This is a genomic window from Rhodopirellula sp. MGV (assembly GCF_002251265.1).
Taxonomy (GTDB): Bacteria; Planctomycetota; Planctomycetia; order Pirellulales; family Pirellulaceae; genus Stieleria; species Stieleria baltica_A.
The window spans coordinates 157,745-183,703 of sequence record NZ_NPDI01000005.1; the positions used below are offsets into that span (position 1 = coordinate 157,745).

General features: G+C 55.3%; 18 protein-coding genes. 3 read left to right on the forward strand and 15 right to left on the reverse strand.

What is annotated here, in order from left to right; genetic code table 11:
* Positions 1 to 54: 54 nt before the first annotated feature.
* From CGZ80_RS03070 to CGZ80_RS03110, 9 genes are all read right to left on the reverse strand, one after another.
* On the reverse strand, positions 55 to 1,665 hold the full coding sequence (locus CGZ80_RS03070; protein WP_094411283.1) for a sulfite reductase subunit alpha: 1,611 nt from the start codon (positions 1,663 to 1,665) through the stop codon (positions 55 to 57).
* Positions 1,666 to 1,733: 68 nt separating this feature from the next.
* On the reverse strand, positions 1,734 to 3,554 hold the full coding sequence (locus CGZ80_RS03075) for a NirA family protein (RefSeq protein ID WP_094411284.1): 1,821 nt from the start codon (positions 3,552 to 3,554) through the stop codon (positions 1,734 to 1,736).
* Between the two features lie 30 nt (positions 3,555 to 3,584).
* A complete protein-coding gene (locus CGZ80_RS03080) occupies positions 3,585 to 5,744 on the reverse strand; it encodes a molybdopterin oxidoreductase family protein (protein ID WP_233148204.1) in 2,160 nt (719 codons plus the stop codon).
* Between the two features lie 144 nt (positions 5,745 to 5,888).
* Positions 5,889 to 7,586, reverse strand: a complete 1,698-nt coding sequence (locus CGZ80_RS03085; protein WP_094411379.1) for a DmsC/YnfH family molybdoenzyme membrane anchor subunit — start codon at positions 7,584 to 7,586, stop codon at positions 5,889 to 5,891.
* Between the two features lie 18 nt (positions 7,587 to 7,604).
* Positions 7,605 to 8,462, reverse strand: coding sequence for a hypothetical protein (locus CGZ80_RS03090; RefSeq protein WP_094411286.1), 858 nt, complete (start codon positions 8,460 to 8,462; stop codon positions 7,605 to 7,607).
* A complete protein-coding gene (locus tag CGZ80_RS03095; protein ID WP_094411287.1) occupies positions 8,462 to 9,310 on the reverse strand; it encodes an ABC transporter ATP-binding protein in 849 nt (282 codons plus the stop codon). Before CGZ80_RS03095 ends, CGZ80_RS03090 begins: the two co-directional genes overlap by 1 nt.
* A 24-nt stretch (positions 9,311 to 9,334) precedes the next feature.
* Positions 9,335 to 10,279, reverse strand: a complete 945-nt coding sequence (locus CGZ80_RS03100; protein WP_094411288.1) for an ABC transporter ATP-binding protein — start codon at positions 10,277 to 10,279, stop codon at positions 9,335 to 9,337.
* A gap of 34 nt (positions 10,280 to 10,313) precedes the next feature.
* On the reverse strand, positions 10,314 to 11,429 hold the full coding sequence (locus tag CGZ80_RS03105) for an ABC transporter permease (protein ID WP_094411289.1): 1,116 nt from the start codon (positions 11,427 to 11,429) through the stop codon (positions 10,314 to 10,316).
* Positions 11,430 to 11,721: 292 nt separating this feature from the next.
* Complete coding sequence (locus CGZ80_RS03110; protein WP_233148195.1) at positions 11,722 to 13,188, reverse strand: CmpA/NrtA family ABC transporter substrate-binding protein; 1,467 nt, start codon at positions 13,186 to 13,188, stop codon at positions 11,722 to 11,724.
* Between the two features lie 797 nt (positions 13,189 to 13,985).
* Between CGZ80_RS03110 and CGZ80_RS03115 the strand changes: the two genes are divergently transcribed.
* Positions 13,986 to 15,641, forward strand: a complete 1,656-nt coding sequence (locus CGZ80_RS03115; RefSeq protein WP_094411291.1) for an alginate export family protein — start codon at positions 13,986 to 13,988, stop codon at positions 15,639 to 15,641.
* A gap of 94 nt (positions 15,642 to 15,735) precedes the next feature.
* On the opposite strand, the gene CGZ80_RS03120 is transcribed toward CGZ80_RS03115, so the two are convergent.
* From CGZ80_RS03120 to CGZ80_RS03140, 5 genes are all read right to left on the reverse strand, one after another.
* Positions 15,736 to 16,263: a hypothetical protein gene (locus tag CGZ80_RS03120; RefSeq protein WP_143543715.1), complete on the reverse strand. Its 528-nt coding sequence runs from the start codon at positions 16,261 to 16,263 to the stop codon at positions 15,736 to 15,738.
* A 113-nt stretch (positions 16,264 to 16,376) separates the two neighbouring features.
* A complete protein-coding gene (locus tag CGZ80_RS03125; RefSeq protein WP_094411293.1) occupies positions 16,377 to 16,811 on the reverse strand; it encodes a globin family protein in 435 nt (144 codons plus the stop codon).
* Between the two features lie 58 nt (positions 16,812 to 16,869).
* Positions 16,870 to 17,484, reverse strand: coding sequence for a DUF3365 domain-containing protein (locus tag CGZ80_RS03130; protein ID WP_094411294.1), 615 nt, complete (start codon positions 17,482 to 17,484; stop codon positions 16,870 to 16,872).
* Positions 17,485 to 17,525: 41 nt separating this feature from the next.
* Complete coding sequence (locus CGZ80_RS03135) at positions 17,526 to 18,887, reverse strand: cytochrome c3 family protein (protein WP_233148196.1); 1,362 nt, start codon at positions 18,885 to 18,887, stop codon at positions 17,526 to 17,528.
* Between the two features lie 56 nt (positions 18,888 to 18,943).
* Positions 18,944 to 20,992, reverse strand: a complete 2,049-nt coding sequence (locus CGZ80_RS03140; RefSeq protein WP_094411296.1) for an FAD-dependent oxidoreductase — start codon at positions 20,990 to 20,992, stop codon at positions 18,944 to 18,946.
* A gap of 468 nt (positions 20,993 to 21,460) precedes the next feature.
* Here CGZ80_RS03140 and CGZ80_RS03145 point away from each other — a divergent pair, with 468 nt between their 5' ends.
* Together CGZ80_RS03145 and CGZ80_RS03150 are read left to right on the forward strand one after the other, a co-directional pair.
* Positions 21,461 to 21,751: a hypothetical protein gene (locus CGZ80_RS03145; RefSeq protein ID WP_094411297.1), complete on the forward strand. Its 291-nt coding sequence runs from the start codon at positions 21,461 to 21,463 to the stop codon at positions 21,749 to 21,751.
* A 155-nt stretch (positions 21,752 to 21,906) separates the two neighbouring features.
* Positions 21,907 to 23,463, forward strand: a complete 1,557-nt coding sequence (locus CGZ80_RS03150) for a POT family MFS transporter (RefSeq protein WP_233148205.1) — start codon at positions 21,907 to 21,909, stop codon at positions 23,461 to 23,463.
* Positions 23,464 to 23,496: 33 nt separating this feature from the next.
* Here the strand turns inward: CGZ80_RS03150 and CGZ80_RS03155 are convergent, their stop codons facing one another.
* Positions 23,497 to 25,953, reverse strand: coding sequence for a lamin tail domain-containing protein (locus tag CGZ80_RS03155; RefSeq protein WP_094411298.1), 2,457 nt, complete (start codon positions 25,951 to 25,953; stop codon positions 23,497 to 23,499).
* Between the last annotated feature and the right edge of the window lie 6 nt (positions 25,954 to 25,959).

The window sequence follows — 25,959 nt, forward strand, 5'->3', positions numbered from 1 at the left end:
AAACGATTCAATTCGCGGGGACAATTCGCAGGGAGAGCGGCGCTCCAAGATCGATCAATAGACGTCGCGAACGTAGCGGTTGTCTTGCGACATCTGTTTGACAAACTGATCTGCCGCAGCGTCATCCATCTTGCCGTATTGCGCGATCACTTGTTTCAGGGCTCGATCGACATCGACTGCCATTCGGCTAGCGTCACCGCAAACATAGATGTGTGCGTTTTCGTTGAGCCATTGCCACAGCATTTCGCCGTGTTCACGCATCCGATCTTGCACGTAGACCTTTTGCTCACCATCGCGGCTGAACGCGGTATCCAAACGGGTCAGCAGTCCCGTCTCTTGATAACGCTTTAATTCCGCTTCGTACAAAAAGTCGGTCGATTCGTGCTGGTCACCAAAGAACAACCAGTTTTTTCCATGGGCCTTGGTGGCCTCACGTTCTTGCAAGAACGCCATGAAAGGTGCGATGCCTGTTCCAGGCCCAATCATGATCATTGGCGTCGACGGATCGGAGGGAACGGTGAATCCGCCGTGATTTGGTTGGACGAAGACACGCAGGTTCTGGCCTGACTGCAAGCGATCGGCCAACATCGTGCTGGCGACACCTTTGCGGATACGTCCCTCGCGTTCATAGAACACCTTGCCGACTGTCAGGTGGACTTGATTGCCGACATGTTTTTGACTGCTCGCGATTGAATACAAACGGGGATTGAGCGGTGCGAGCATTTCGAGGAATTCGGTCGCGCTGATTGGTGTCCCTTGTGCGAGTTCCAGCACGTCCAACACATCAAATCCTTCCGGGACGCCTTCTTCCAACATCCGTGCGAGCGTCGCCTTGGTTTGTGAATCGTCGATGCGACCGAGGATCATTTCAAGCAATTCGTCGCTCGGGTCTTTCAAGCAAAAATCTTCGGCGAGCGTGGTGGCGAGGGTTTTCGGAGTGCCGTCGGATGCGACGACCATCATGCTCGCTTTTGCACCGATCGAGTGGATGATTTGATTGACCAAATCGTCACAGTTGGTTGCATAGACGCCCAACGCGTCACCGACTTCATACGAAACACCCGAGCTTCCCAAGTCGATCGCGACATGGCGGGTGTCCTTGGCAGAGCCTTCGAGATTCAACGCACGTGATTCGATCAAGGTTGCACGGTAAGGATTCTTTCTTGAGAACCCGTTCGTGCTGACGCCGTTGCTAGGAGTACCGTTACTCGCCGCTGGCTTTGCCGCACCATTGTCGCCGCCATCTTTGAGGACTTTCTTAATCATCTTGGACGTCTCTTTGCCGCCAGGGCTGCAAAGTGTCAGGTTGGTTTCTTCACCCGACGCGATCGCTTCACTGTACGTTTGGCAGAGGTAGCCGCAGGATCCACAGTCGAGCTGCGCCATCGCGGCCATCAGTCGCCGTTCCAACGGCCGTCCTTCGGCCATTTCCATTCGATCGACGATCGGCAGCGCCGCGTCATGCCAAGGGAAATCTTCTTCTTCCGGTTCTGCTTCGACCGCCGTGCCACCGGCCAGCGAATCGATGGACACGCCGGCAGCCCCCAACATCGCTTGCGTATTGCCGTTCGGATTGATCCCGATCATCCCGGCGAAAAAGCCGTTCAGCCAAGCGCGTTGTTCTTCGTTGAAAGGTGCGGATTCGGGAATGAAGCTCGTGGACATGGTTCGGTTGTTAACGTTGTTGAGGAAGCGTTCTTGGTGTCAGGAAGCGAATGAGTCAGGCGTCCGGTTTAAACGGGACTCATGGCCGCGAGCGACTTCAATTCGTCATCTGTTTTTCGAGCGGTGAAATCGACGAACGTCTCGCCGTCATTGCGTTGTTCGATGTAACCCTGGATCACTGCCGAAATCAAATTCGGCATTTCTTCGAATGCGACCGATTCAAAAATGAGTCGTGCGATGCCTTGTCGTTCTCCCCAACCACCACCTAAATGAACGTGGTACCCGTCGACCATATCATCGCCCTTTTCGACTTTACATCCGATCAGTCCGATATCGCCGATGTAGTGTTGAGCGCAGCTGTGATGGCATCCGGTCAAATGGATGTTGATTGGCAAATCCAAGTCAAATTGGGCCTGCAGGTGATCGGCCAAAATCATCGCGTGCGTTTTGGTTTCTGCCGCCGCGAATTTGCATCCGCCGCTTCCAGTACAGGCGACCAGTCCCGCACGAAATTGGCTAGCGCGATAGTCCAAGCCAATCTCAAGCAACGCTTGTTGCACCGCTTCGACGTTCGCATCGTCGATATTGGGAATCAACAGATTCTGCCAGACGGTTAAACGTATTTCGCCGTTGCCATACTTGGTCGCAATGTCGGCTAGCGATCGTGCTTGGTCGCTGGTGATCCGACCGACAGGCAAAACGACGCCAACGTATTGCTTGCCAGTTTGGGCTTGCGGATGGAACCCAATGTGAGCCATGCGATTCTCGACCAACGACTTGGTAAGCTTGCTTTCATCGAGACGTGGCAACGTATAGCCGAGTTGCTCTTCGACAGCTGCGATAAACTTGTCAAAGCCCCAATCGTCGAGGACGTATTTCAAACGAGCTTTCTTGCGATCGGTTCTGTCACCATGTTTGACGAACACGCGGACGATCGCGCCAGCAACCGCCAAGCACTGGTCGGGACGCAGCAGCACGCCGGTCGGACGCGCGAAATCCTTGTGCCCCGTGATCCCGCCAAGCGTCAGTTGAAAGTACACGCCCTCCGGAAACTCAGCACTAGCGTTCTCGGCAGACACACTGACCGCGTGGAATCCGATGTCATTGGTGTCGTCCAGCGAACTGATCGTTCCGCCGCCGTCAAACGCAATGTTGAACTTGCGTGGCAAGCCGTACATCTCGCGAGAATTTAAGATGTAGTGGTGCATCCGCTTGGCAAGCGGAATCGTTTCGATCAACTCGATGGTGTCGATCCCACTGAGCGGACTGGCCGTGCAATTGCGGATGTTATCGCCGCCGGCCCCCAGGTTCACAATCTCCAATTCACGCAGCCCGTACAAGATATTCATCGCTTGGTCAGCGGGTATCTCGCGATACTGCAAATTGGCTCGTGTGGTGACGTCGATGTAACCGCCAGCCGATCGGTCTGACAAATCCGCAAGCCCGGTCAATTGCCAAGCGTGCAATAGCCCGCCGGGAATCCGCATGCGACACATGAAGCTGTTTTGTGCCGGTGCGACATAAAATAGGCCGTGGAATTTTTGCAAAAAGACGTCGGTGCCTTTGGGGAACTCACCCTTGTCACTGCGGGCTTGCATTTCGTCCCACATATCCAGCGGGTTCTTCTCAAGCTTGGCGAGCTCTTCTTTGCAGAGTTGTTTCCCCGATTCCTTGGTCTCACGCTGCGCGATCAAGGCGATCTTTTCGGGGCCAACTGGCAAGACATCCTCGGCCTTCGCCCCAATCGTGATCGATTCGCCGTTGACGCCACCACCGGCGCTATTGCTAAGAACTGGTAAACCGCTGACGGCGCGAGCGACGTCAGTACCGAATGCGAATCCGGACAGAAACTGCTTTTGTTCTTCGGTGAAACCTTTGTCGTTACTCATCGCTTGTTCGAACCTACCATTTGAACCGACTTAGACTTTCTCCAAACACACCGCGCAGTCTTTGTAACTTGGCTGGTGGGAATGGGGATCAAAGTGAGAGAGTGTTAATTCGTTGACGATGCGATAATGCATCGGGATAAAGACATGGCCGCTGCGTACCGTCGGAGTTACCATTGCGGTCACCTCGACTTCACCACGGCGTGAACGGACGCGAATCCGATCCCCATTGATGACGTCAAGCTTTGCGGCGTCACGAGGATGGATCTCGGCATACGGTTGCTGCGGATACAGCTTTCGCAGGACTTTGCTGTTCTCGGTGCGTGTCTGCGTGTGCCACTGGCTGACGGTGCCGCGTCCGGTCAGAAGCAGGTGCGGGTAATCGACGTCCGGCGGTTCAGGCATCGGCGTGATTTGATCGACGATCAGTCTTGCCTTGCCGTTCTCGTGATAGAACCGGCCATCGGAAAACAGCCGCCGTTGTTGAACCGGCGCGTCCTCTTGTTGTGACTCAGCTTCCGAAAAGGGCCATTGAATCCCGCCGGATGCGTCAAGCTGTTGGTAACCATCAATGCCGGAGATATCGTTGGGTCGATTGCGACTCAAACGTTGCATGATGCGGAAAACCGCTTCGGGGTCGGTCCATTCGGCGAACACGTCACCGACGCCCCAGTAGGCAGCGATCGCTCGGAAGATTTGGAAATCGGCGAGTGCTTCGCCAGGCGCCCGTCGCACCTTTTTGACCAACCCATAGCGACGTTCGCTATTGATGAACGTGCCGACCTTTTCGCCCCAGCCGGCGGCCGGCAGAACCAAGTCGGCATGCTTGGCTGTATCGGTTTGGTCGTACATGTCTTGTACCACCAAGAAGTCCAACTTGCCCAGCAGTTCACGGAAATCGCCGCGGTTGATCCACGAGTGTGCGGGATTGGTCGCGATCACCCATAGGCCTTTGATTTCGCCGTTGCGGATGCCTTCGACAATTTCGTCATAGGCCCAACTGCCCTCGTTTGGAATGCGGTCGACATCGATGCCAAGCGTTTCGGCGACGTGCTGACGATCGTCAGCGGATTCAAACTTGAAATGGCCGAGCAGGTTCGTCGTGTTACTCCACAGACGCGAACCCATCGCGTTGCATTGGCCAGTGATGCTGTTCGCCCCAGTTCCAGGGCGTCCAAAGTTCCCGGTGATCAATGCGATGTTGATAATCGCCTGGGCAACTCGTGTGCCTTCGTAACTTTGGTTGACACCCATCGTCCACCAAAGTGATGCGGCGGACGCACGACCGATGGATTCGGCCGCACGACGAATATCAAGCACCGGGATACCGCACTGTTGTGAAACCGCTTCGGGCGTGAACGCGGACACATGTGCGGCAAGCTCTTCGAAGCCCTCGGTGTGTGCATTGACGAAGTCGTAATCAATCAGGTTGGCCGCGATCAAGTGTTGTGTGATCGCGTAAAGCAATGCCAAATCACTTTTCGGATTCAGCTGCAAGTGCTGCGTCGATGCCATCGCCGTCTCAGTCCGACGTGGATCAAGTACGATGATCTCGGGGGACTTTTGATTGCGCAGCACACGTTCCCACATGATCGGGTGGCCGATGCATGGATTAGCGCCGACAAACACCAGGCAGTCACTTTGTTCGAAGTCGTCGTAAGTGTACGGCGGTGCGTCAAATCCGAAGGACTCTTTGTAAGCGCTGACTGCGGTGGCCATGCACTGGCGGGTGTTCCCGTCACCATGTTGCACTCCCATGCCGAACTTCGCCAACGCACCGAGGAACGCCATCTCTTCACTGACGATTTGGCCGGTGCTAACAAAAGCGACTGCAGCGTTGCCGTGCTTCGCTTGAATCGATTTAAATCTTTCGGTGAAAGTGGTTAATGCGGTGTCCCACGACACGCGTTGTTGTGTTCCGTCTGCTTGCCGCAGTAACGGGTAATGGGCTCGCTTTTCTGAATTCAAAACCTCTAACGCTTCCCATCCTTTGGGACAGGCCATGCCAAGGTTGACGGGATAACTGGTTTCCGGGGTCAGTCCGACGGCTTCGCCATCGCGAACATGCAACCGGAGTCCACATCCGGTGGCACAGTAGCCACAGGTCGCCGTGGTCGTGGAGTCTGCCTTCATCGCGTCTGGTGTCATTCCCAAGCCATGCTGGCCTGGATGGAGCAGTAGCTCGCGTGTCATCCGGCCGCTACGTGCTTGCAAGACTTGAGGCAATTCGAACCCGCGGCGGGCGTCGTCGGCAGGCGCATCGGTCAATGAATTCTTGGCCTGGATCTCGGCTGGTTCATTATTTGGCGGAGGTGCAATGCTCATCGTCACGGTCCTCTAAAGTGTTCCAGGCATGCGGTCGTAGACAACGCTCTTGAAATACAGCAATCGCTCGGCATTTTCGCCCGCGATAAACAGGCTGCTCGCGATGGCCAACACACCGCCGCCTGCGATCGGGCTGGCGATTGCAACCAGCGCGCCGAGGGCAGTAGCGACAATCGCGGCAGTCATCAAGCCGATTCGCGCTTGCAATAGACCGCTCATGTGATTGCGTATCAGGCGAGCACTTCGGCGATCGTAAGAATCATCGCTGTCCGATTCAGAGAAATACGTTGATCGTTCCACACCGAATTTCGTTATCAGCAACCCGATCGCAACGAGTGACAATGCGAATGCCGTCCAGCGAAAATCGAATACGCCGAATACCGCTGCGGTGATCAGTGGACCGCCTGCCAAGCCGGTTCCAAAGAATCGTGGCAAGGTACGTTCCTGTCGCCAGAGTTGTCGTTTCGTTGCGATATAAATCATCGCACTGCAGTACAACCCCAACGCGCCTAGCGGCAACGACGCCAGCAGGACAACGCGGCCCAGCCAACTGGGGATCAATTCGATCGGGATCCAGGCTTGCGCGAATTCGGGGATCCAATCCCAAACCAGCGGCAACGCCAACAGTCCGATGCCGGCTGCGACCGCGCCCATGAATTTTCCGAGCACGACCGCTTCGCGACTCAGCCAGCTTGTGCGCAGCCCTAGAAAGACTCGCCACATTCGTAGCGGTTGTCCCAAGTGCAGTGGCGCGATTCCCAAGCCAAGATTCGCAATCGCAAAGGCCACCAGAGCCGTCGTCAGTGTTACTTTCGCGGAGACCGGTTGGCCAAAGACCAACAACACACCTGCAACAATTGCTTCGGCCAACAAAACACCGACCGCAATTTGCGTCATCACCAGCATGATTGCCAGCGGCCAGTGGCTCTCGGCAACTTCGTCTACGTTTTTATCTTGAGGCTGCGCGTGACTCGAATGGATCGACCGCGATGAAACGAAACGTGTCGTCGGTTGTGTAATCGAAGACGGCGGCGCCGAAGGGACAACGGCGTCAGAGTGGTAGAGTTCTGAACCGACGGGGACGACCGAAATTCGAATGGCTTCGTTGGGGCATGATTGCACACACGCCGGTGCTTCGCCGACACTCAAGCGTTGATGGCACATGTCGCATTTGCGGACGATCCCTAAACGGTCGCTATAGCGGGGCACCTCGTAAGGACACATCATCGTGCAATACTTACAACCGATGCATTGGTCGTCGAGGTGTCGGACGATTCCCGTGATCGGATCTTTGTCATAGGCCTTGACCGGACAACCGTTCAAGCATCCGGGGTCTTCGCAGTGATGGCATGCGGTGGTGACGTGCTGAATCGCGGCGGGCGATTCGGCTGATTCGTCGCCGATGATCAATGTGCCGACACGACGCCACGATTCATCTTCTTCAAGACCGTTAAGCGAGTGGCAGGCAACGACGCACGCTTTGCAACCGCTGCATGCATCCAAGTCGACTTCGAATGCGAATTGGTAGCCTGGCTTGGGAGCCGAAGCCGGAATGAGATTGCGGTAGTACTTTTCCTGAGCAGGCGTCGAAGCATCTTGTGAGTGATGCCACTCACTGAATGATTCGACCGCCGTTAGCTCTTGCTGTTCGGCCAGCAGTTGTCCCAGGAAATCAGGTTGACGATTCACAACAGGAAGTGCTGTCGCCATCGCGTTCACCTCCGGCGTTTAAAGCAACATGATGAGAACATTGGTTACACGGCCGTCTTCGAAGAACGGCATCGCGAAGGCGCGGCCTTCAAAATGGCAGTCTTCACCGCGACCAAACGAAATCAACGCAGGGTCATCGCTAATCACCGCGGCCGACGATTCGGCTGCGAATCCGGGCAACGATCCATGGCATGTGACCTTGCTTTCGAGTGGCAATTGCAGGGACTCGTCCAAGTCTTGATAGGCGGCTGATTCCAGCAAGAAATCATCGCCAGCACACCGCCAGACTTCGAAGCCTTTTCCGAGCGGCGCGACACTGGAACTGATCAACAGAACCGATGCCAAAAAGTCGTCGCCCATGACCGGAATTCCGATCGCCACTTGCAGTGACTCGGCCGAAGCACCTGCCGCACGCAAAAATCCCGAATGCGAGGGCAGCTTGTCGTGAATGACAAAACTGGCGTTCCGCCAAACCTGCCCTGGCAATCCGGAGCCTTTCTCAAATCGCACAAACGAGCTGACGTTCTGAAAACGTTCGAGCGCGCCAAAGTAGCCTTTGGTCATGTTGAGTTCGTCGTACTCACCGATCGGTTGCCAGACTTCCATCACGCCGCAGTGACTTTCGTCACCAGAGCCGACGAAGCATACGATCGAAAGGATTTCCCCTTCGCGATAGATTGGTACAGACATCACGACGACATCGGTTTCGTCATCGCTTGCGCTAACGATCGCGGGCAAACCGGTGTAACGTGTCTCGCCCACCGCTCGCTGCACCGCGGGGTAAGGACTGGAAACAATAAACTCGCCGCCGACCTGATCGACAACCAAGACATCGACCAGAAAAGAGGCTTGGGGTTTAGCAACTGTGGCGTTCATTAAACTGCAGCCTCGGCTTCCACTTCGGCACGCTTTTTCGCTTCCAGCTTTTCGGCGTCCGCTTTCAGTTTCTTGTGATCTTGTTCTTCCAGGAACTGGATCATGTCACCACGCAAGTCGTAGTAATCAGGGTGGTCGAGCACTTCGGCACGAACACGCGGGCGTTCGAACGGCATTTCGAAGATCCTGCCCACCCGTGCCTGTGGTCCGTTGGTCATCATCACCACACGGTCGCTCATAAAGAGTGCTTCGTCGACGTCGTGCGTAATCATCATCGTGGTGACTTTGTCACGCACCAGAATCTCCAGCAAGATTTCTTGCAGTTCCATTCGGGTCAGGGAATCCAGCATTCCGAACGGTTCATCCAGCAACAGCATCTTGGGCTTGAGCGCAAACGCACGGGCGATCCCAACGCGTTGTTGCATCCCTTGGCTGAGTGCGCTGGCGCGAGTGTTCAGGCTGTTTCCAAGCCCGACCAAGGTCAGGTAGTACGCTGCGATATCGTGGCGCTGTGCTTTGGTGCCGTGCGGGTAGACCTGATTGACGCCAAGCAAGACGTTCTCGATCGCCGTCATCCACGGCATCAAGCAAGGCGATTGGAATACGACACCTCGGTCCGGCCCCGGACCGTCGATTTCATGATTGGCAACGACGACGCCACCATGGGTGATCGGGTTTAGGCCCGCCACCATGGTCAACACGGTGCTCTTGCCACAACCGCTGTGGCCCAACAGGCAAACGTATTCGCCTTTGGCCATGTTCAAATTGAAATCTTCGACGATGATCGCCGGACCGTTGGGCGTGTCATAGGTTTTGCCCAAGCGGTACATTTCGACATATCCAGCCATTTGATGCCGCCCATCAGAAGTGGTTTAGATTGTGGAGTTCAAAATCGCCTTCCGTGGCAACGCCAAACTCCGTGGTTGAAGGTCCGGTAGTTCAACCGGACGTTGTTCGGAGGCCAACGCTTGGTCTTCGCGCGATTTCTGACGAACGGCCACCAGGTAATTGGTGATCGCGTTGCGAAGACCTTTGAAGGTCTCGTTGTGGTTCAGTTCGGTTTTGCTGCGCGGACGGTCAAGTTCGACCGTGAACGCTGGCCCGAGTGACGCTTTGGGGCCGGGGTTCAGCGGCACGATGCGATCGGCCAACAAAATCGCTTCATCGACGTCGTTGGTGATCAACAAGCACGTCTGACGCTCCTCTTCCCAAATCTTCAAAATCTCGTCTTGCAGCGTCGCACGGGTGAGTGCGTCGAGCGCCGACAAAGGTTCGTCCAGCAACAACACTTTCGGTTTCATCGCCAGTGTTCTGGCCAGCGAAACACGTTGCCGCATCCCGCCGGACAATTCGTGGGGTCGACGGTGCACCGCGTGTGACAAGCCCACCATCTCGATGAACTTGTCGGTGTGTTCGCGTCGTTGTGCTTTGGACCAATGACGAAAGACACGGTCGACCGACAACGCGACATTGCCGCGCACCGTCAGCCAAGGCAACAACGAATAGTTTTGGAAAACGATCCCACGTTCCTGGCTCGGTTCGGTGATGACTTTGTTTTCCATCACGATCTCGCCGCTATCCGGTGTTTCCAGCCCGGCGAGCAACTTGGTCAACGTCGTTTTGCCGCTGCCAGAGAACCCAACGACCGCAAGAAACTCGCCTTGGCGAAGATTCAAATTGATATTGGTCAGGACCTCGTTTCGCGTCACGCCACTGCCGTAGCCTTTGCAAACGTTTCGCATCGCAATCAGCGGCTCGGGAGCCACCGGACGTGCGACCGATTTCGGCCGCGCTCGATCGAGAACAACAGTACTCATCGTATTACTCGCTTTGTAGTTGGACTCGCTGCGATCACGCGGCTTGTGGGTTGCCGAAGCTGACCAGGTTTCGCAAGAAGATCATGACACGGTCGAGCAATAACCCGATGACCCCGATGATGATCACGCTAAAGGCGATTCGGGCGTACGTTTGGCTGCTACCATTTTGGAACTCATCCCAAACGAATTTTCCAAGACCCGGATTCTGGGCCAGCATGTCTGCCGCAATCAGTACCATCCAGCCAACACCCAAGCTGATACGCAATCCTGCGAACATCAGCGGCAAGCTGGCGGGAAGAATGATCTTGAACAACTGTTGGCTCCACGAAAGCTTGAGCACCCGCGCGACATTCATGTAATCTTTGTCGACGCTCGCAACTCCCAAGGTTGTGTTCACCAAGGTCGGCCACAGTGAACACAATGAAACGGTGACCGCGGAGATCAAGAACGCTTTTTCAAACAGCGTTTCACCGGGCTTGGAACCCGAGTATGCCCAAACGATGACTAGAAACGCCAAGGGCAACCAAGCCAATGGGCTGACCGGTTTAAAGATTTGGATGAATGGTGTTAACGCCGCGTTGCACCACGGACTCATGCCGCAGAGGACACCGACAGGAACTGCGATCAGCGTCGCGATCACAAATCCCACAAAGACGGTTTTCAAACTGGTAAAGATCTGATCGACAAACGTCGGCGCACTGGTGGGTTTGTAATTCGCCGCTTGCACGGCTTTCTTTTTGAGCACCAATGCGTTGGCAAGCAAGGTCTCTTTTCGTTCGCCGCTGGCCGCCTCGGCCTTGGCGGTCAGCTTGTTTGCCTTGGCCAGGAACATCACGGCTTCGGCGATTTTTTCCTGCTTTTGTTCGCGGTCTGCTGCTCGCTGCGCGGTATGCATTGCAAACAGTTCTTTGCCCGCCTTCCAGGTGTCACTGGGGCTGGGCAATTGCATACTGTCAGTCACAACCGTTTTTGATGCGGCATGCCATAGAAACAAGAACATCGCAATTGCGGCGATCGGCAATAGGATGAACTTGCTGATACTTTTGAATTGCTCTTTAACGTCTTCGCCAGCTGCCAAGCGGATGAACGGCTCCAGTAGTGGGAGCCCGGCAACATTGCAAAACTTGAGCGCGTTTCCTCGCCAATTCATGGTCAGTCAGTGGTGGATAGAGTTCGGGAAGCAGATGGATTCGCCAAGTCGGGCGTGCAGCCGTGCAGAGCGTTAAACTGGCACTCAGTGACATCGCGGCAACGAAACGCCTTAAAGCAAGCCGCATTGGCTTGCTTTGGTCAGTATGTAAACGGGATCCACGGCCGGGCCGGACGTTAGGCACCGGACCCAAACGTCCGGCCCGTACTGGCCGCTTCCCGATCACACGGGCGGTGAGGCGGCCACCGCCGAGTGAACGACTGTTGTTGCTTTCGAGCAGTGCCGAAAGCGATTACTGTTTAGCCAAGGATTCGGGATCCTTGTTTCCGATTTCGAAGCTGTTGATGTATCCGATCGGATCTTTGGCGTCGTACGAATTTCCGTCGATAAAGTCGGTCGTGGCTTCGCGATAGCCGTCGTAATCCGGTGCGGGGAAATCGTTCGGAGACGCTTTGCCTTCGGAGATCAACATGTCAGCCGCCTTGCGATAGATTGCTGGCTGATAGATGTCTTTTGCCTTCTCTGCGTACCAGCTTGCCGGTTTACCTTCGGTGATCTGGCCCCATCGTCGCATTTGAGTGAGAAACCAAACGCAATCGCTGTAGTGCGGGTAGCTCGCGTTGTGCTTGAAGAACACGTTGAAGTCGGGCATGGGACGCACATCCGATTCCTGGAACACAAACGTGCCCGTCATGCTGTTGTCGATGACGTCTTCGTCGGCACCGACATAGTCCTTGTTTGAAAGCAGCTTTGCCGCTTCTTGGCGATTGACCAAGTTGCCATCAGCATCGGTTTCGTCCAACCACTTGCCGGCGCGAATCAGTGCCTTGACAATCGCGACGTGCGTATTGGGATTGGCGTCGTTCCATGCTTTCGACACGCCAAAAACTTTCTCGGGGTTGTTTTTCCAGATGTCGTAGTTGGTCGTGACGGGGACGCCGATGCCTTTGACGACTGCTTGCTGATTCCAGGGTTCGCCGACGCAGTACCCCAGAATCGTGCCGGCTTCCAGAGTCGCTGGCATCTGCGGTGGTGGTGTTACCGACAGCAACACGTCGGCATCAATCGTGCCCTGGATGTTCTCTTCGGAGTACATGCCTGGGTGAATGCCCGAGGCCGCAAGCCAATAGCGAATTTCGTAATTGTGCGTACTAACTGGGAATACCATCCCCATGTTGAAGTCTTTGCCTTCTTGGTTGTACGCCTCGACGATTGGCTTGAGTGAGTCAGCCGTGATCGGATGCTTTGGCGTCGGCGAATTCAACGCGGGATCGTTCTCTTGCATCTTCGACCAGATCTCGTTGCTGACCGTGATGCCATTTCCGTTGTAGTCCAAGCTATATGCGGTGATGATGTGTGCCTGAGTACCGAATCCGATGGTGGCTCCGATTGGCTGGCCTGCCAACATGTGAGCACCGTCGAGTTGGCCGTCAATCACACGGTCCAGCAAGACCTTCCAGTTCGACTGTGCTTCAATCTCGACATTCAAACCTTCGTCAGAGAAGAAACCTTTTTCTTTTGCAATCACTAACGGAGCGCAGTCGGTCAGCTTGATGAAGCCAAACTTCAAGTTGGGCTTTTCCACATCAAGCATTTCCATCACGACATCGTCTTCGCTATCAGCGGCGATATCGGTGTCGGAAACTTCGATCTTAGCCGCAGCCTTCTCGAGATCCTCGAGGGTGATTTCTGAACTAGAACAACCGGTGAAAAGTGCTGCCAATGCGACCAGTGACAACTTGGAAATAAAACGTCGCAACTTAGGTGCTCCCGGGGAGGTGGAACGAACAAGTTTTGAAAGGAATAGAGAAAGCCCTGGATCGATACCGCCTCGACCGAATCATTCGGACCTTGCTGATGTGCAATGATCAGCGGTGAGACGCCGATGCACAGAGACACCAATGCACAGTGCGTGCCGGTGTTCGCATTCGTGAACGTTTTGCTTAAATGCGAACCACCATGGCTCCGTTAACAGGGCTTTAGTGGAGATGTGGCTTCCCTAATGGGCCTTTAAAAGTGTCGACGATTTTGGGGAATGCATGCCGTGCAGGCATCAGGGCAGCGCTGCTGCCTAGCATCAGTGCAGGGGGGATCGCGTTACTACGAACGCCCTCTCACTACGTGGGAAATCATTTGCCGCAGTGACGGAATTAACGGGGCGGATCTCCGCACGCTCGGCTCGAAATTCCGATCCACTCGGTACAGGTAGGAGTGAATCACCTGAAAAACGCGTCTTGCGGCGGGTGGTGAAGGAGGGGGCGACGCGGAGGTTGGCTTGCGGAGGCAAAGTTTGACGTTTGAGAGGATCCTTCCAGACACGCCAAAAAGTTCGCACTTGCGATGCAGGAGGTCCGATATTCCCCACTATAAGCGTCGGTATCGCCGGGACCGACGCGGATGCCCCCACAGAATGCCAGCCTCATGTGTCGCTGGTGACCGAAGCCGCACCACGAGGTTGATTCAACACAAGTGTCGGTGGTGGAGGCAACGAACTCTTCAACAAAACTGTCGCAATGAGGCGACATCACCCATTCCATTAGGAAGGAGTCCTAAGAGATGCTTTCCACTAAAAAGGCACGCCGGCGCGCTCTCTCGCTCGCCCTACTTGCCGGTTTCGTTTCGACGCCAGCGTTTGCTGGGGAGCGATTCGGCCTTGAAGATACAGTCGTAACCGACGCCACCGGGAATCCGATCGGTGGTGTTCAGCTTGTTGCTGACGAAGCGGAAGCGCCCGTGGAATCAGCACAGCCCGTCGTTGATCCGGTTCCGATGCCAGAACCGATTCAGATCGACGAACCAGCTCCGATGCCCGAGTACGCGGCACCGGCACCAAGCTGCAGCTGCTGCACAACCGCTTGCTGCACCAAAGCAAAGAAGGAAGCGGCGACCGCAAAAATGAAAAGCGCCTACGCAGGTGTCTTTTACGCCAACGACTTCAGCTACTTGAACGATCCTTGCTACGACGGTCCCGCCTTCATTGGTGATTCGTTGAAGGGCATGCTCAATGGCAAGCTGGATGTCGGCGGCGAAGCTCGCGTGCGTTTTCATCATGAAAACAATCACCGTGGTCTTGGCCTGACTGGCAACGACGACAACTTCTTCTTGACCCGTTACCGCATGTTTGCGAACTTGCGAGTCAACGAGTTCTTTCGCGTTTACGGTGAATACCTGTACGCGGATTCGGGCGGAGAAACTTTTTCGAATCGTCCGATCGAAGAAAACCGTGGCGAGATCCAGAACCTGTTCTTGGACACACGCTTGACCGAGGACCTGTCGGTTCGCATCGGTCGTCAAGAAATGTTGCTTGGCGATCAGCGACTGATCTCGCCACTGGATTGGGCTAACACCCGTCGTACTTTCCAAGGTGTTCGCGGAACGTACAAAGGTTGCGACTGGACGGTTGACGGGTTCTTCCTGAACCCAGTGAACCGTGTCGCGGCAACCGAAAGCAAGATCGACGATGCCAACGAAGATATCGATTTCTACGGCGTTTACTTGTCGAATCCCAACACTCGCTGGGGCGCGGTCGACTATTACTACTTGGGATTGTCGAACCAAGCGTTGAACTACGACTACCACACGATCGGCAGCCGCTGGTCCGGTAAAGTCGGCAAGAATTGGTTGTACTCCTACGAAGGCGGTACGCAGTTCGGAACCAACTCTCCTGGGTTTGGTGATCACAGCGCGAGCTTCTTCACCGGCGGTCTAGGACGTCAATTGGAGCTGTGCACCGCATGTGGACCTTGGAAGCCAACCTTCTGGGCATGGTATGACTATGCATCCGGCGGGAACGACTTCCCCGGGGCTCGTGGCGACGACAGCTTTGACCACATGTTCCCCTTGGCACACAAGTACCTCGGTTTGATGGACTTGTTCGGTCGTCGGAACATCCACGACTTGAACTTCCAGTTCATCACGCCAATCCTTGGCAGCAAAGTGAACCTGTTGCTGTGGTACCACAACTTCTGGTTGGACGAATTGACCACGCCCTATGGCGTCACGCTGGCTCCTTATAACTCGACCGCACCAGCGGCTGACAGCGAATTGGGCCAAGAGTTGGACATCGCATTCACGGCAACCATCAATCCACGCATGAATGTCTTGGTTGGTTACTCGCACTTCAATGCCGGTGCTTACTACCATGACACTGCGGGTGTTGCTAGCCGAGCGGATGCAGACTTCTTCTACACTCAATGGCAGTGGCGATTCTAAGTTAGCGTTCTCGCTATCATGAAACGAAACGGCGGCGGGTCAACATTCGACCCGCCGCCGTTATTTTTGTTGTCATCGGAATGTCAGCACGAGATCAGCTTTCACGGTGACGCCCATGGCACGAACTGCAGTTGGCGGCTCGCTTTAACATCGCGATGCCCTGTTCGTTGCCCGCTTCGATGGCCACGACAGCTTCGACCAGCGCTGTTGATCGCTCTTGCCATTGCTCTGGATCACCTTTCGGCGGTTGTCGCTTGGGAAGCTCTGCGTACAGAAGCTTCATCCGCTCAATGACCTCAGGGTCAGCGGGCTGATCGAACAGTCGTCGATAGAGCTTGTTGTCGTGGGCCAGTTGCATCACTTGTGCAATCGTATAGCCACCGTCTTCGGCCTCGCCAGCGGGCAGTTCCGGTAGCGGTTCCTGGGCCGGTTCAGGTGTCTTCGATTCGTTCTGTGCTGTCGCGTCCAGATCTGTCGTGTTCGGTGCAGATTCTGATTGTGATTCAGCTGTCGCTGCAGCGTCGGTTGCATCGGGAGTCCCGCATCCGACAAGGCTTGTCGTTCCTAGTCCGGCAAGCATCAAGAGCGATCCAAGCCGATTGCCCATGGATCTAAAGTTCATCGCAGGTCCATTCAAAATGTACGGTTTGAAAGTCACAGCCAAGCAAAACGGGCGGACCGAAACTTCGTCGGTGCCGCCCGTCGTTGATTTGATTCACAATCGAAGGATTCGATCTAGCTTGCTGCCGCATCCGATTGGTCACCTTCGTGCGCGGCTTCGAGCATCACGTTGCTCAGCGTCACGTAGGTCACCGTCCAGGCCGTCTTCACATCGTCGGTAAAGTCATCACCCAGCCCTTGCCCGAGCGTCCACAGCAGTGCTTGGCCGACGGTTTGGTAGCTTTCGTCGGGGACGCCATATTGAACGTGGCGACGACCGAGGTCTTGAACGGCTGGTAGGATTTCTTCGAGTTTGGTTAGCGAGACGACGGCCAAATTCAGCGTCGCCATCAGCTTCTTTCCTTGCTCCTTCATGTCGCCCTTAAAAAGCGGACGTAGCGAAGGGTCGAGCTCGAACAGTTTTCCATAGAAAAGTTCCGCCGCCTGTTCGGAAATCGGCTTCACCTTTTCCCAGCTGGTTTGAACAAGTGTGATTTGTTCTGGAGTCATGAATCATTCACCGTGACGAGAGGGAAACGTACTGAAGGTCGTGGATCGAAATGTGTCGTTACATTGGGACACGAACAAGGACGCCGCCCATCACGTCGTCCTTTGCGAACTCGGGGTAATCTTCACCGCGATTGGGGTGGTCGTTATGGCAGCTCCAACATGCTTCGGCAACGGCGCGGTCGGGATAAACGGCGACGAAGTATTTCTTATCGCCGAGTTCTTCTTCGCCATAAAAGTTCTCACCCGGATTCTCACTCAAAAAGTCCAAGGCTTCCTTCTCCAAGTCTGTTTTCGCTTGATGCTGCTCGTTCAGTGGCCACTTGCTGCGGAGTGCATAGGAAAATCCGGCTTCCGGATTCTCGTCCACCAACTCGGCACCCATCCGAAACATCTGTGCCGGCAACGGGATCGCGTTTTCTGTGTCTTGCCAGTATTCATCCGCGGTCACCGGCGCCTCTTGTTTTTTCAGGTTGGTCACCACATGCGTGGCGTAAACCGTTCGGTCCGCCATCATCACTGCGTGAACCCCATCGGCAAATTGTCGAGGCGTGATTCCGCCCGCCGTTGAAGAGCTCGCTTCGCTGCTTGAACATCCTGTCATGGTCACAATCAGACCAGATGATATCGCGGCCAAGCAACCGAGTGCGAGTAGTTTCGACGTTTTAATTCCCATCTCAGAAGCCTCTGGTAAAAGAAGAACGGCAAACAAAGCAATCAGGGTCGTTCACGGCGTTTCTGAGCTCGCTCGATGAACCATTGGTGTGCCATTTCGACACTCTTGTTTCGCTCAGTCGGTGTCCCGCTGAATCCGTTGCGGATCAAGTTTTCGTCGGCAAGCGCGCTGAGCGAATACTCCAGGCCGTGGCAGTTCATGCATACTTCACGAGCCATCTTTTCATTCGGGCGCAAGTTCGCGTTTTGGTCATGATTGACCCACACTCCATCGTCACCTTGCAAACGTGGCATGTGGCAGGTCGCGCAGGAAACACCGCTTCCTGCGTCTCCTTCTCCGGTAACTTCGGCGCGCCAAAGGTCAGCATGCGATGATTGGCTGTGGGCGATCGAGTGATCATCCGCATGACAGCCCAAGCAGGCTTCTGTCGCCGCGAACGCGGTGTCAAAACGGTGGCCTTGGTGGCAGGCGTTGCAATCGAGTTCTCGATGGGCCGCGTCATGATGCATTGGCAATCGAGCCTGACTTGGTGTCATCGGCGACAGCCCGGCCGCCAATCGCATCCCGTGTTTTCCCGTCAGAAACGATTCGGCTTGTTTGTCGTGACAGGTGCCGCACGTTTCAAGCGACACCGCATCCGACCAAGATGAGTTGTCTTCTTGATCCGCAAGGTGGCAAGCGGTGCAGTTCACGCCTGCGGCGGCATGAGACGTTTCCGCCCAGTCGGCAAGCGTGGGTTCGCTCACGCTGACAGATTCCGGGAAATCGGCGTCTCCTCGATCGAGTTTCTCTTTCGGCCAACCCTTTTGCGACACGGTCGAGACGGTGTCGCGTTGCGGATTGATCGCAGCATCTAAAAAGTCAGGCTCGCCAAAGTGATCGTCTAGAAACTTTTCATAGAGCGCACTGTTGTCATGGTAGTTGTGACAACCTGCGGTGGAGCAGCTATCGAATGCCATCCCGTCGTGACTGGGGCGACTGTCAGCAACGTCTTGATGGCAGTGCCAGCAATAGTCGCTGGGCATGGTGAGTCCCATCTCCAGTGTCTGGTGAGGGACATGTTCCGCGTGACAGCTCAAGCAGTTTTGCGCATCGAGCGTAGCAAGTAATTCTGCATTGGTCGGGTCATTGAATTTCTTCGCCGGGTGCGTGTCGACGCCCTTCAGTTGCTCGCCATGGCAACGCAAGCAAGCGTCTTGCATCACGTTTTGTGAACTGTGCTTGTCGTCCGAAGAATTGGGATCGTGGCAGGCGTCACAATCAAGTTCGATTTGGTAGTGTCCGTGGGTTGTCTTACCAGGCAGCCAAGCCGATTTGATCGGAGACGACGCGGGGGCAACAAGGGCGGCGGAATAGTACGCACCAATCGCAAGGTTGATCCCGATGCATGTGAGCCACTTCACGCCATGCGGAGAGGACCAAAATTTCCTAATCAAAGCCTGCAACATTCCGCTCCGTTTCAATCGCTGAACCAATAGAAGCTAAGAATGTGCAAGCCGATCAAGATCGGCAGTGGCCACGTGACCCACAAATGCAGTTTCGCCAAACGCGGACGCCACTGGCGAACAATCAAGCTGAGCGATCCGGTCAACTGCGATTCGAGACTGCTTAGAATTCCCGCGAAGGCGCCAACAAAGATCGCACCGAGGAAGAAAATCCCCAGCAGAAAATTGAGGTTTGACCCAAGTCGCATCCCTGTGTGGGCGGCCATGCCAAACAAGACAGCCGTTCCTAAGACGCCATGCATTGCTCGCCAGAATCCGTAACTGCCCCATTGGAACCGCTTGAATCGCTTTCGCAGCGAAAATGCCATGCCAAGGATCGTCGTTCCGACTAAGCCGAAACCGCTGACTTGACGTCCGAGGTCGCTTTGCAACGCTGACTCGACCGTGTGAGAGGTTTGCTGCACTGATTGCGCAACCGGCCAAGGGCCCAGGATCATCCAGGCGATTACCGCCGCACTGGCAATCGAGCTTGCCGCCAGCATTGTCCTGGCCCAGGGAACGGCGGTGGATTGCGACGACGCGCCCGCGAGTTCGCAAACGAGCGAGCGACAACTACCACACGCGGTCGACGCGCCGCATGTGTTTGCGATCGCTTCGGGCGTATCGTGACCTTGCGCGACCAGCTCGGTAATCACTTGTTTGCTGACTGAAAGACACGAGCAGACGATCGAATCCGCAGGCCACTGGACGACGGGCAACGCACCGCCTGGTGTCCAAGGCGAACCCGTCCGTTCGAATCGCGTGCGTTGCCACGGCCAAAGTCGTGATTGTTTAGCGATCGCTTGACGTACTTGGGGCAGCTCCGTCCATGGGCCGACGCAAGTTGCACCGACAATGCGTCCGCGTTCGATCAATAGCTCACGGCGACCGTCATCACTTTGGTGTGAGATGATCGCGCCGGCGGGTGATTCGTCAATCGTTTTTCCAAGCGTGGCAACTTGGATGCCCATCAATTTCAGCTCGGCCGATTCGTCAGCGCCGACGAATTGCGTTGCATTGCCAGCCAATCGACTGGCCAACACGTCCGACATCCGATAACAGGGTGCAACCAAGCCGAACACGTGCTCCTGGAAAGACGCGCATTCGCCGATCGCGTAGATGCTTGGGTCACTCGTTTGCAGAGATTGATCAATCACGATGCCACGTCGTGGTCCGATGTCCAAACCGGCTTCTTCGGCCAGCGAATCGTTGGGACGTACCCCAGCCGCGACGATCAACAAGTCAACGGTCAGGTCATCCGCATTGGCGAAGTGCAATCGCAGTCGGTCGTCTTCTCGATGGATCGATTCGGTCCGTCGGACCAAGTGCAGGTCAACTCCCATCGCACGGATTTTTTGCTCAAGCAACTTCGCGGCTTTCGCATCAAGTTGCCTCGGCATCAAACCAGGGGCCATCTCGATGACGCTAACATCGATCCCCAGATCCATCATGATCTTGGCGGCTTCGAGTCCTAGCAGCCCACCGCCGATGACGGCGCCACGTTTTGCTTGATGTGCATCGCAGTAAGCTTTGATCGCTTTTAGATCGTCGATCGTTCGGTAGACAAAGACCCCTTCGCTGTCATGGCCTTCGATCGGTGGAACGAAAGCGCGCGATCCGGTCGCAAGCACCAAACGGTCGTATTGGTGAAACTCGCCCGACGCTTCGAAAACACGCTTTGCCAGTCGATCGATGCGGACGATCCGAGCGCCCGTGCGCAATGTGATGTGGTGGTCGTCATACCAAGACCGCGGCGCCAACAATAAATCGTCAGACGACGTGCCGGTGAAGTAGCGACTCAAATTCACACGGTCATACGCGGGCGTCGGCTCGTCGCCAATGAGCGTGATGTCGAATGATTGATGTACCCCAGAGCGAACCAATCGGTCGCACAATCCGAACCCCGCCATTCCGCCGCCGACAATGACCAAACGCGAACGGACGCCGTCAAGGCGCTCGTCGGGGCGAACTCGTCGTCGGTTTCTCGAAAAGGTAACTCGAGGGCGGTTAACTATCGCTGGCATTCAGATAAACACATAGCACGATCGGAGCGACGGGAGGGATAGCCGGTGCTGGCGGCTATCGTCGACGGTGTAACCGCAAACCCAAGGCCAATGTGTCTCACCGTGACACAGTAGATCAGTCATGCGGGCTGAATCTCCCTTCGAGGGTGCGTCTGTTGCTTCTGGCCCCCTAAGTGGATTCGCTTTTGCGACAAGCTGTTCGTTAACGCGCAGCTGGCTGCCGCAGATGCGCGCAATGCTTGCGCGGCGTGCAGGCAATCGACGCCTGCCAAGAATGCTCCGTGGTATGCCCGACTTCAATGGTCCAGTCCTGGAGCGAGGTGAAAACCCCGACTTCGAAAACATCCCAGGGCTGTAACATTGATGAATAACGAACGCTTGGAAAGTCAGATCTGCGATCGCCCAGGTCTGCGATAGCAACGCGTCGTCGCTATCAATCACATCGAAAACAATCTTGAGGTCGTCCCGATGAAACGTTCCAACCAAGCGAGCCTGGCATTCGGAATCCTGATGCTGTTTGCCGTTGCTTTTGCCCCTGCGTCTGAAGCAGGCGGATTTTGGAAGCGTCGCACGTTCCGTTCTTCCCCCACGCGTTCTGTTACCGTGCCCAACTGGAGTTACTCGTCATCGAAAGGCGTGCGGCAGATGACGACTCGGTCACGTTCTGACAACTGGCAGCCGAACCGCTGGCCGGGTGCGATCGGTAACCCACCGCCGCGCTATCAGTTCTTTCAAGACATCAATGGCTACTGGCGTTAGCGGGAATGGCTCGCGCATCGGTCACAGTCTCGGTGATCAATGGGGGCATCAACCGGCCCGGAGTCGGATTTTGTGTGGATCGATTCAAGCGAAGAAGCTCGCTCTGAAACATTGCTGTTGAACGCACATCGAAGATTGCCCCAATCACCGTGCTTATGTCTATGACGGTGCCCTCGACACGCAAAGGCGTTGTCGCGGGCGTCTGCGTCAGCGATGATGTGGGGCATTCCGCACCGTTCCACGAGAGAGCAGAATCCATCGTGCCCGACAACTTGTCCAACGATCCTTACGAGCCGCCAGTAGATTCGAGTCCGACCACGACGGAAACGTCTTCCGACAAAGGTTGGCAAACGACGCCTTATGCGATCACAACGATGCCGCCGGGGATCCCGTTTATCGTTGGCAACGAAGCGGCTGAGCGATTTAGCTTTTATGGGATGCGCGCCATTCTGATGGTCTTCATGACTCAGTACCTGCTCGGCAGCAATGGCGAGTTGGCGACGATGAGTGATGAGGATGCCAAGTTTTGGATGCACATCTTTGTAATGGCCGCATACTTCACGCCGGTCTTTGGAGCGTTGTTGGCCGACTGGTTGCTTGGCAAGTATCGCACGATTCTTTATCTATCGGTGCTTTACTGTTTGGGGCACCTTGCATTGGCCGTGAACGAAACCCGTTTGGGCTTGGCCGTCGGACTTGGTCTGATTGCGTTCGGTACTGGGGCGATTAAGCCCTGCGTTTCTGCACACGTGGGTGACCAATTTGGCAAGGGTAACTCGCACCTGCTAGGCAAAGTGTTTGGCTGGTTTTATATCGCGATCAACTTAGGTTCATTTTTGTCGTCTCTGTTGATCCCGGTGCTTCTCGACAAGTACGGATCACAGGTCGCTTTCGGCGTGCCTGGAATCTTGATGGCGTTGGCGACGTTCTTGTTTTGGATGGGCCGAAATCGCTTCGTCCACATTCCGGCTCGCGGCCCTGAGGTTTTTCGCGAAGCATTCACCGGCGAAGGTCTCGCATCGCTGTTGCGTCTGACTCCGCTTTATTTGTTTGTCGCGGTGTTTTGGAGCCTGTTCGATCAGTCGTCCAGTGCGTGGGTATTGCAAGCCGAAAACATGGACCGCAATGTTTTCGGTGTCGAGTTGCTGAGTAGCCAGATTCAAGCGGCCAACCCGTTCTTGATCTTGGTGATGGTTCCGTTGTTCTCTTATGTCGTCTATCCAGCGATCGACAAGGTTTTCAAGCTGACCCCGCTTCGCAAAGTCAGCATTGGAATGTTTATCACCGTGACTTCGTTTACCGTCAGCGCTTTGATCGAGCAGGCCATCACGGCTGGAGGAACTCCCAACATCTCGTGGCAGATCCTGGCGTACGTGCTGTTGACCGCGGCCGAAGTGATGGTGTCGATCACCTGTCTGGAATTTAGCTACACGCAGTCGCCGAACAGCATGAAGAGCATCGTGATGAGCTTTTACTTGCTGTCGGTTGCTTTCGGAAACGCAATCACCGCTTTCGTGAATGCAGTGATCAGCAACCCCGACGGCACCAGCAAGCTCGAAGGAGCACTGTATTACTGGTTCTTCACTGGGCTGATGTTGTTGGCCGCCGTAATGTTCTCGATCGTCGCGTCGCTGTATCGCGGCAAAGAACACATCCAAGAATCGGTAAGCGATCCGGAAGCCGAAGCGGAAGGCACTGCCTTCAACGGCTAGTTGTCTTCAATCGCAAATGGGGCGTTATTGCGATTAGCCAAGACGTCGATTCAGGCGGCGGCGAAATTGACCGAGGTCCAATTGGTCAATGTCGCCGTCTTGATCGAAATCGAATTCCGGCAAGTAATTCGACGGCGATAGTGCGGTACCGAATTGCCGAAAGTCGGTCGCGTCGACATCGTGGTCGCCGTCGCTGTCGCCAAACAACCGATAGAAACGATCGGCTTGAGTTGCTCCGAAGAGATAGTCACCGCCGGCGTTACCATCGTGATCGCCATCGAGTGCGATGCCACCGGACGTGACTTGCGTGGCCAGGATGGTGAGCTGATATTCTCCATCGATCAGCGAGCCGCTATCTTCCGTTAGTTCGCCACTGAAGTCCAACCTGATCTCGGTATGATCGATCACATCCTTTGCCGATGCAAAGAATTCGACCGTGGTTGGTAGGTCGCTGGTCACGCCAAGCCGGTGAAGTTCAAAGGCGGTCGCTTGAGCGGAAACAATTCGGTCGAAGACCACCGTCAAGCTGCGAATGATCGAGCGTTGTTCGCCGGCGAGTTGAGTTTCAATAACTTGTGGAGGCGTGAGGACTAAACCTGGCGCGTATCCAGGCGATCCCAAGTCTACGATATGAAACGGGCTGCCCGACGGGTGCCGTGCCCCATCGTCGCCGGATTCGGTCCGCGACCATTGACTGCCATTGTTATTGTCAGCACGCAGGTCCGTTAAATAGATGCTCGACGCGTTATTGCGGGCTGGCCAACTGTTGCGTCCGTCTTCGAAGTTCACAACGTCTTGGACCATGGACCCCGCGTCTAGCAGTTCAAGGATTTCGTTCGTTGAGGAAGGACTGTTGGATAGGCTTCCCCAGGTCACGCCGACGACTGCGGTTGATAACGGAATCGCCCATCGATCACGGAAAGTCTCCGAATCGATCTGATTGTTGTGAATGATTACCGTTCCGCCTTCGGGGATCAGCGGAATCGTCGGAATCGCCGACCAATCCAGTGTGTCTTCGTCATCCAGCTTCCATCCGGAAAGGTCGACATTGCCCGGACCTAGATTCGCGAGTTCAACCCATTCACCAAGTGGTTCGTTGCTGGCGGAGTCGTACATGATTTCACTGATCACGACGGTCGGCGTGTCGTTGTCGAGCACTTCCACATCGACCACGACGTCAGCGACCGATTGGTACTGTGGATCATCGCTTGTGATCGTGTGATTGATCGAACTTTGTACGGTTCCTTCGGCAATCGAATCATCCATCGCGCTGACGTTGACGATCTGTGGCGTCAGCGCATCGGCCGGTGTAAACGTCAGCGTGACTGCATCGCGACCGTTGACTTGAGTGACCCCGTCGGTCGTGATCGATACGGTGACGTTGTCATTGGGAATGGTATTGAGCACGACGCTGTACGTGGCCGACGATTCGCCTTCGGTCAAAGACAGTGTGCCTGTCGGATCAATCGTGATTCCTGGCAGTACCACATTGATTTCATAGTCGACGACCACTGGCAGGTGATCACTGGCAGCCGCCAATGCGGCCAGGACGTTCGGCGCGGCACCGGTTCCGGTCGTAATGTCAGAGTTGAATTGGTGTGTTCCGTTGTTCCCAAATGCGTGATACGAGCCCTCGATAAACTGCAGCCCCTCGTCGTCAAAAACGGCTGATGTGGCGAGCTGAAAATCAAATCGATCGTCCATCCCTCCCGCACCGTTGATTGCGGGGTTTTGGGTGTGGATCGATTTGTAGCGAGAATCGTTTTTCCATTCACCGGGAGAATCAATGGGGTCGTTCAATTGGCCAACGCCGGAAGCCAGGAAGTTGCGATAGGCCTGCTCGCTGCTGCCGGAAATGTTGAAATCGCCCATCACCAAGACATCCTGTCCAACTCCCAGGGCATCGATGTCGGCGCGAATGGCGTCTGCTTCTGCGGCGCGACGATTTTTCTCGTCGCTTCCTGAACCGGCTTTGAGGTGCGTTGTGTACAGATAAAAATCGCTTTGCCCGTTCGAACCGACAGGGCGAAACTGTCCTCGTGTGATCCGGTGCGCGAATGAACGCATGCCCGGCGTTTCGGCAACGATCGAGGTCGATACCAATTCGAAGATCGCGGTGTCGTAGACAAACCCTGTCGCGTCGCCGCCAGTGTCCAAGTCGCTGGCGGCATGGTCAAACCGAGATTGGGGATACAGCGAATTCAACAGGTCTTCGATTCGCGAGATCGACGCGCCGTCCTGGATCGCGGTGTCGGTTTCTTGTAGTGAAACGATCGACGGGGGGAGCGTGTTTCCGACAACCTGTTCGCTACCGATCGCTTCGAAGACGGTGGCGTAATAGGCGTCTTCGGTCGAATTGTTTGGTGAGTTAGCCGTGTTCCAAGACACGATACGGACGGCTGAGAAGCACAGACGCTGCTCGAGGCGTTCGGCAAGCAGGCGACGACGTGAAAGCGTTGAGAACTTCGATGCGACAGTGCGGGCGGCCATTCGAAT

Bases quoted from the DNA above. Each gene is read 5' to 3' on its own strand.
- CGZ80_RS03090 (WP_094411286.1), bottom strand. From the start codon at position 8,462: ATGAACGCCACAGTTGCTAAACCCCAAGCCTCTTTTCTGGTCGATGTC.
- CGZ80_RS03140 (WP_094411296.1), bottom strand. From the start codon at position 20,992: ATGCCAGCGATAGTTAACCGCCCTCGAGTTACCTTTTCGAGAAACCGA.
- CGZ80_RS03130 (WP_094411294.1), bottom strand. From the start codon at position 17,484: ATGGGAATTAAAACGTCGAAACTACTCGCACTCGGTTGCTTGGCCGCG.
- CGZ80_RS03145 (WP_094411297.1), top strand. From the start codon at position 21,461: ATGAAACGTTCCAACCAAGCGAGCCTGGCATTCGGAATCCTGATGCTG.
- CGZ80_RS03155 (WP_094411298.1), bottom strand. From the start codon at position 25,953: ATGGCCGCCCGCACTGTCGCATCGAAGTTCTCAACGCTTTCACGTCGT.
- CGZ80_RS03115 (WP_094411291.1), top strand. From the start codon at position 13,986: ATGCTTTCCACTAAAAAGGCACGCCGGCGCGCTCTCTCGCTCGCCCTA.
- CGZ80_RS03120 (WP_143543715.1), bottom strand. From the start codon at position 16,263: ATGAACTTTAGATCCATGGGCAATCGGCTTGGATCGCTCTTGATGCTT.
- CGZ80_RS03075 (WP_094411284.1), bottom strand. From the start codon at position 3,554: ATGAGTAACGACAAAGGTTTCACCGAAGAACAAAAGCAGTTTCTGTCC.
- CGZ80_RS03125 (WP_094411293.1), bottom strand. From the start codon at position 16,811: ATGACTCCAGAACAAATCACACTTGTTCAAACCAGCTGGGAAAAGGTG.
- CGZ80_RS03105 (WP_094411289.1), bottom strand. From the start codon at position 11,429: ATGAATTGGCGAGGAAACGCGCTCAAGTTTTGCAATGTTGCCGGGCTC.
- CGZ80_RS03095 (WP_094411287.1), bottom strand. From the start codon at position 9,310: ATGGCTGGATATGTCGAAATGTACCGCTTGGGCAAAACCTATGACACG.
- CGZ80_RS03085 (WP_094411379.1), bottom strand. From the start codon at position 7,586: ATGGCGACAGCACTTCCTGTTGTGAATCGTCAACCTGATTTCCTGGGA.
- CGZ80_RS03070 (WP_094411283.1), bottom strand. From the start codon at position 1,665: ATGTCCACGAGCTTCATTCCCGAATCCGCACCTTTCAACGAAGAACAA.
- CGZ80_RS03100 (WP_094411288.1), bottom strand. From the start codon at position 10,279: ATGAGTACTGTTGTTCTCGATCGAGCGCGGCCGAAATCGGTCGCACGT.
- CGZ80_RS03080 (WP_233148204.1), bottom strand. From the start codon at position 5,744: ATGACACGCGAGCTACTGCTCCATCCAGGCCAGCATGGCTTGGGAATG.
- CGZ80_RS03150 (WP_233148205.1), top strand. From the start codon at position 21,907: ATGTCTATGACGGTGCCCTCGACACGCAAAGGCGTTGTCGCGGGCGTC.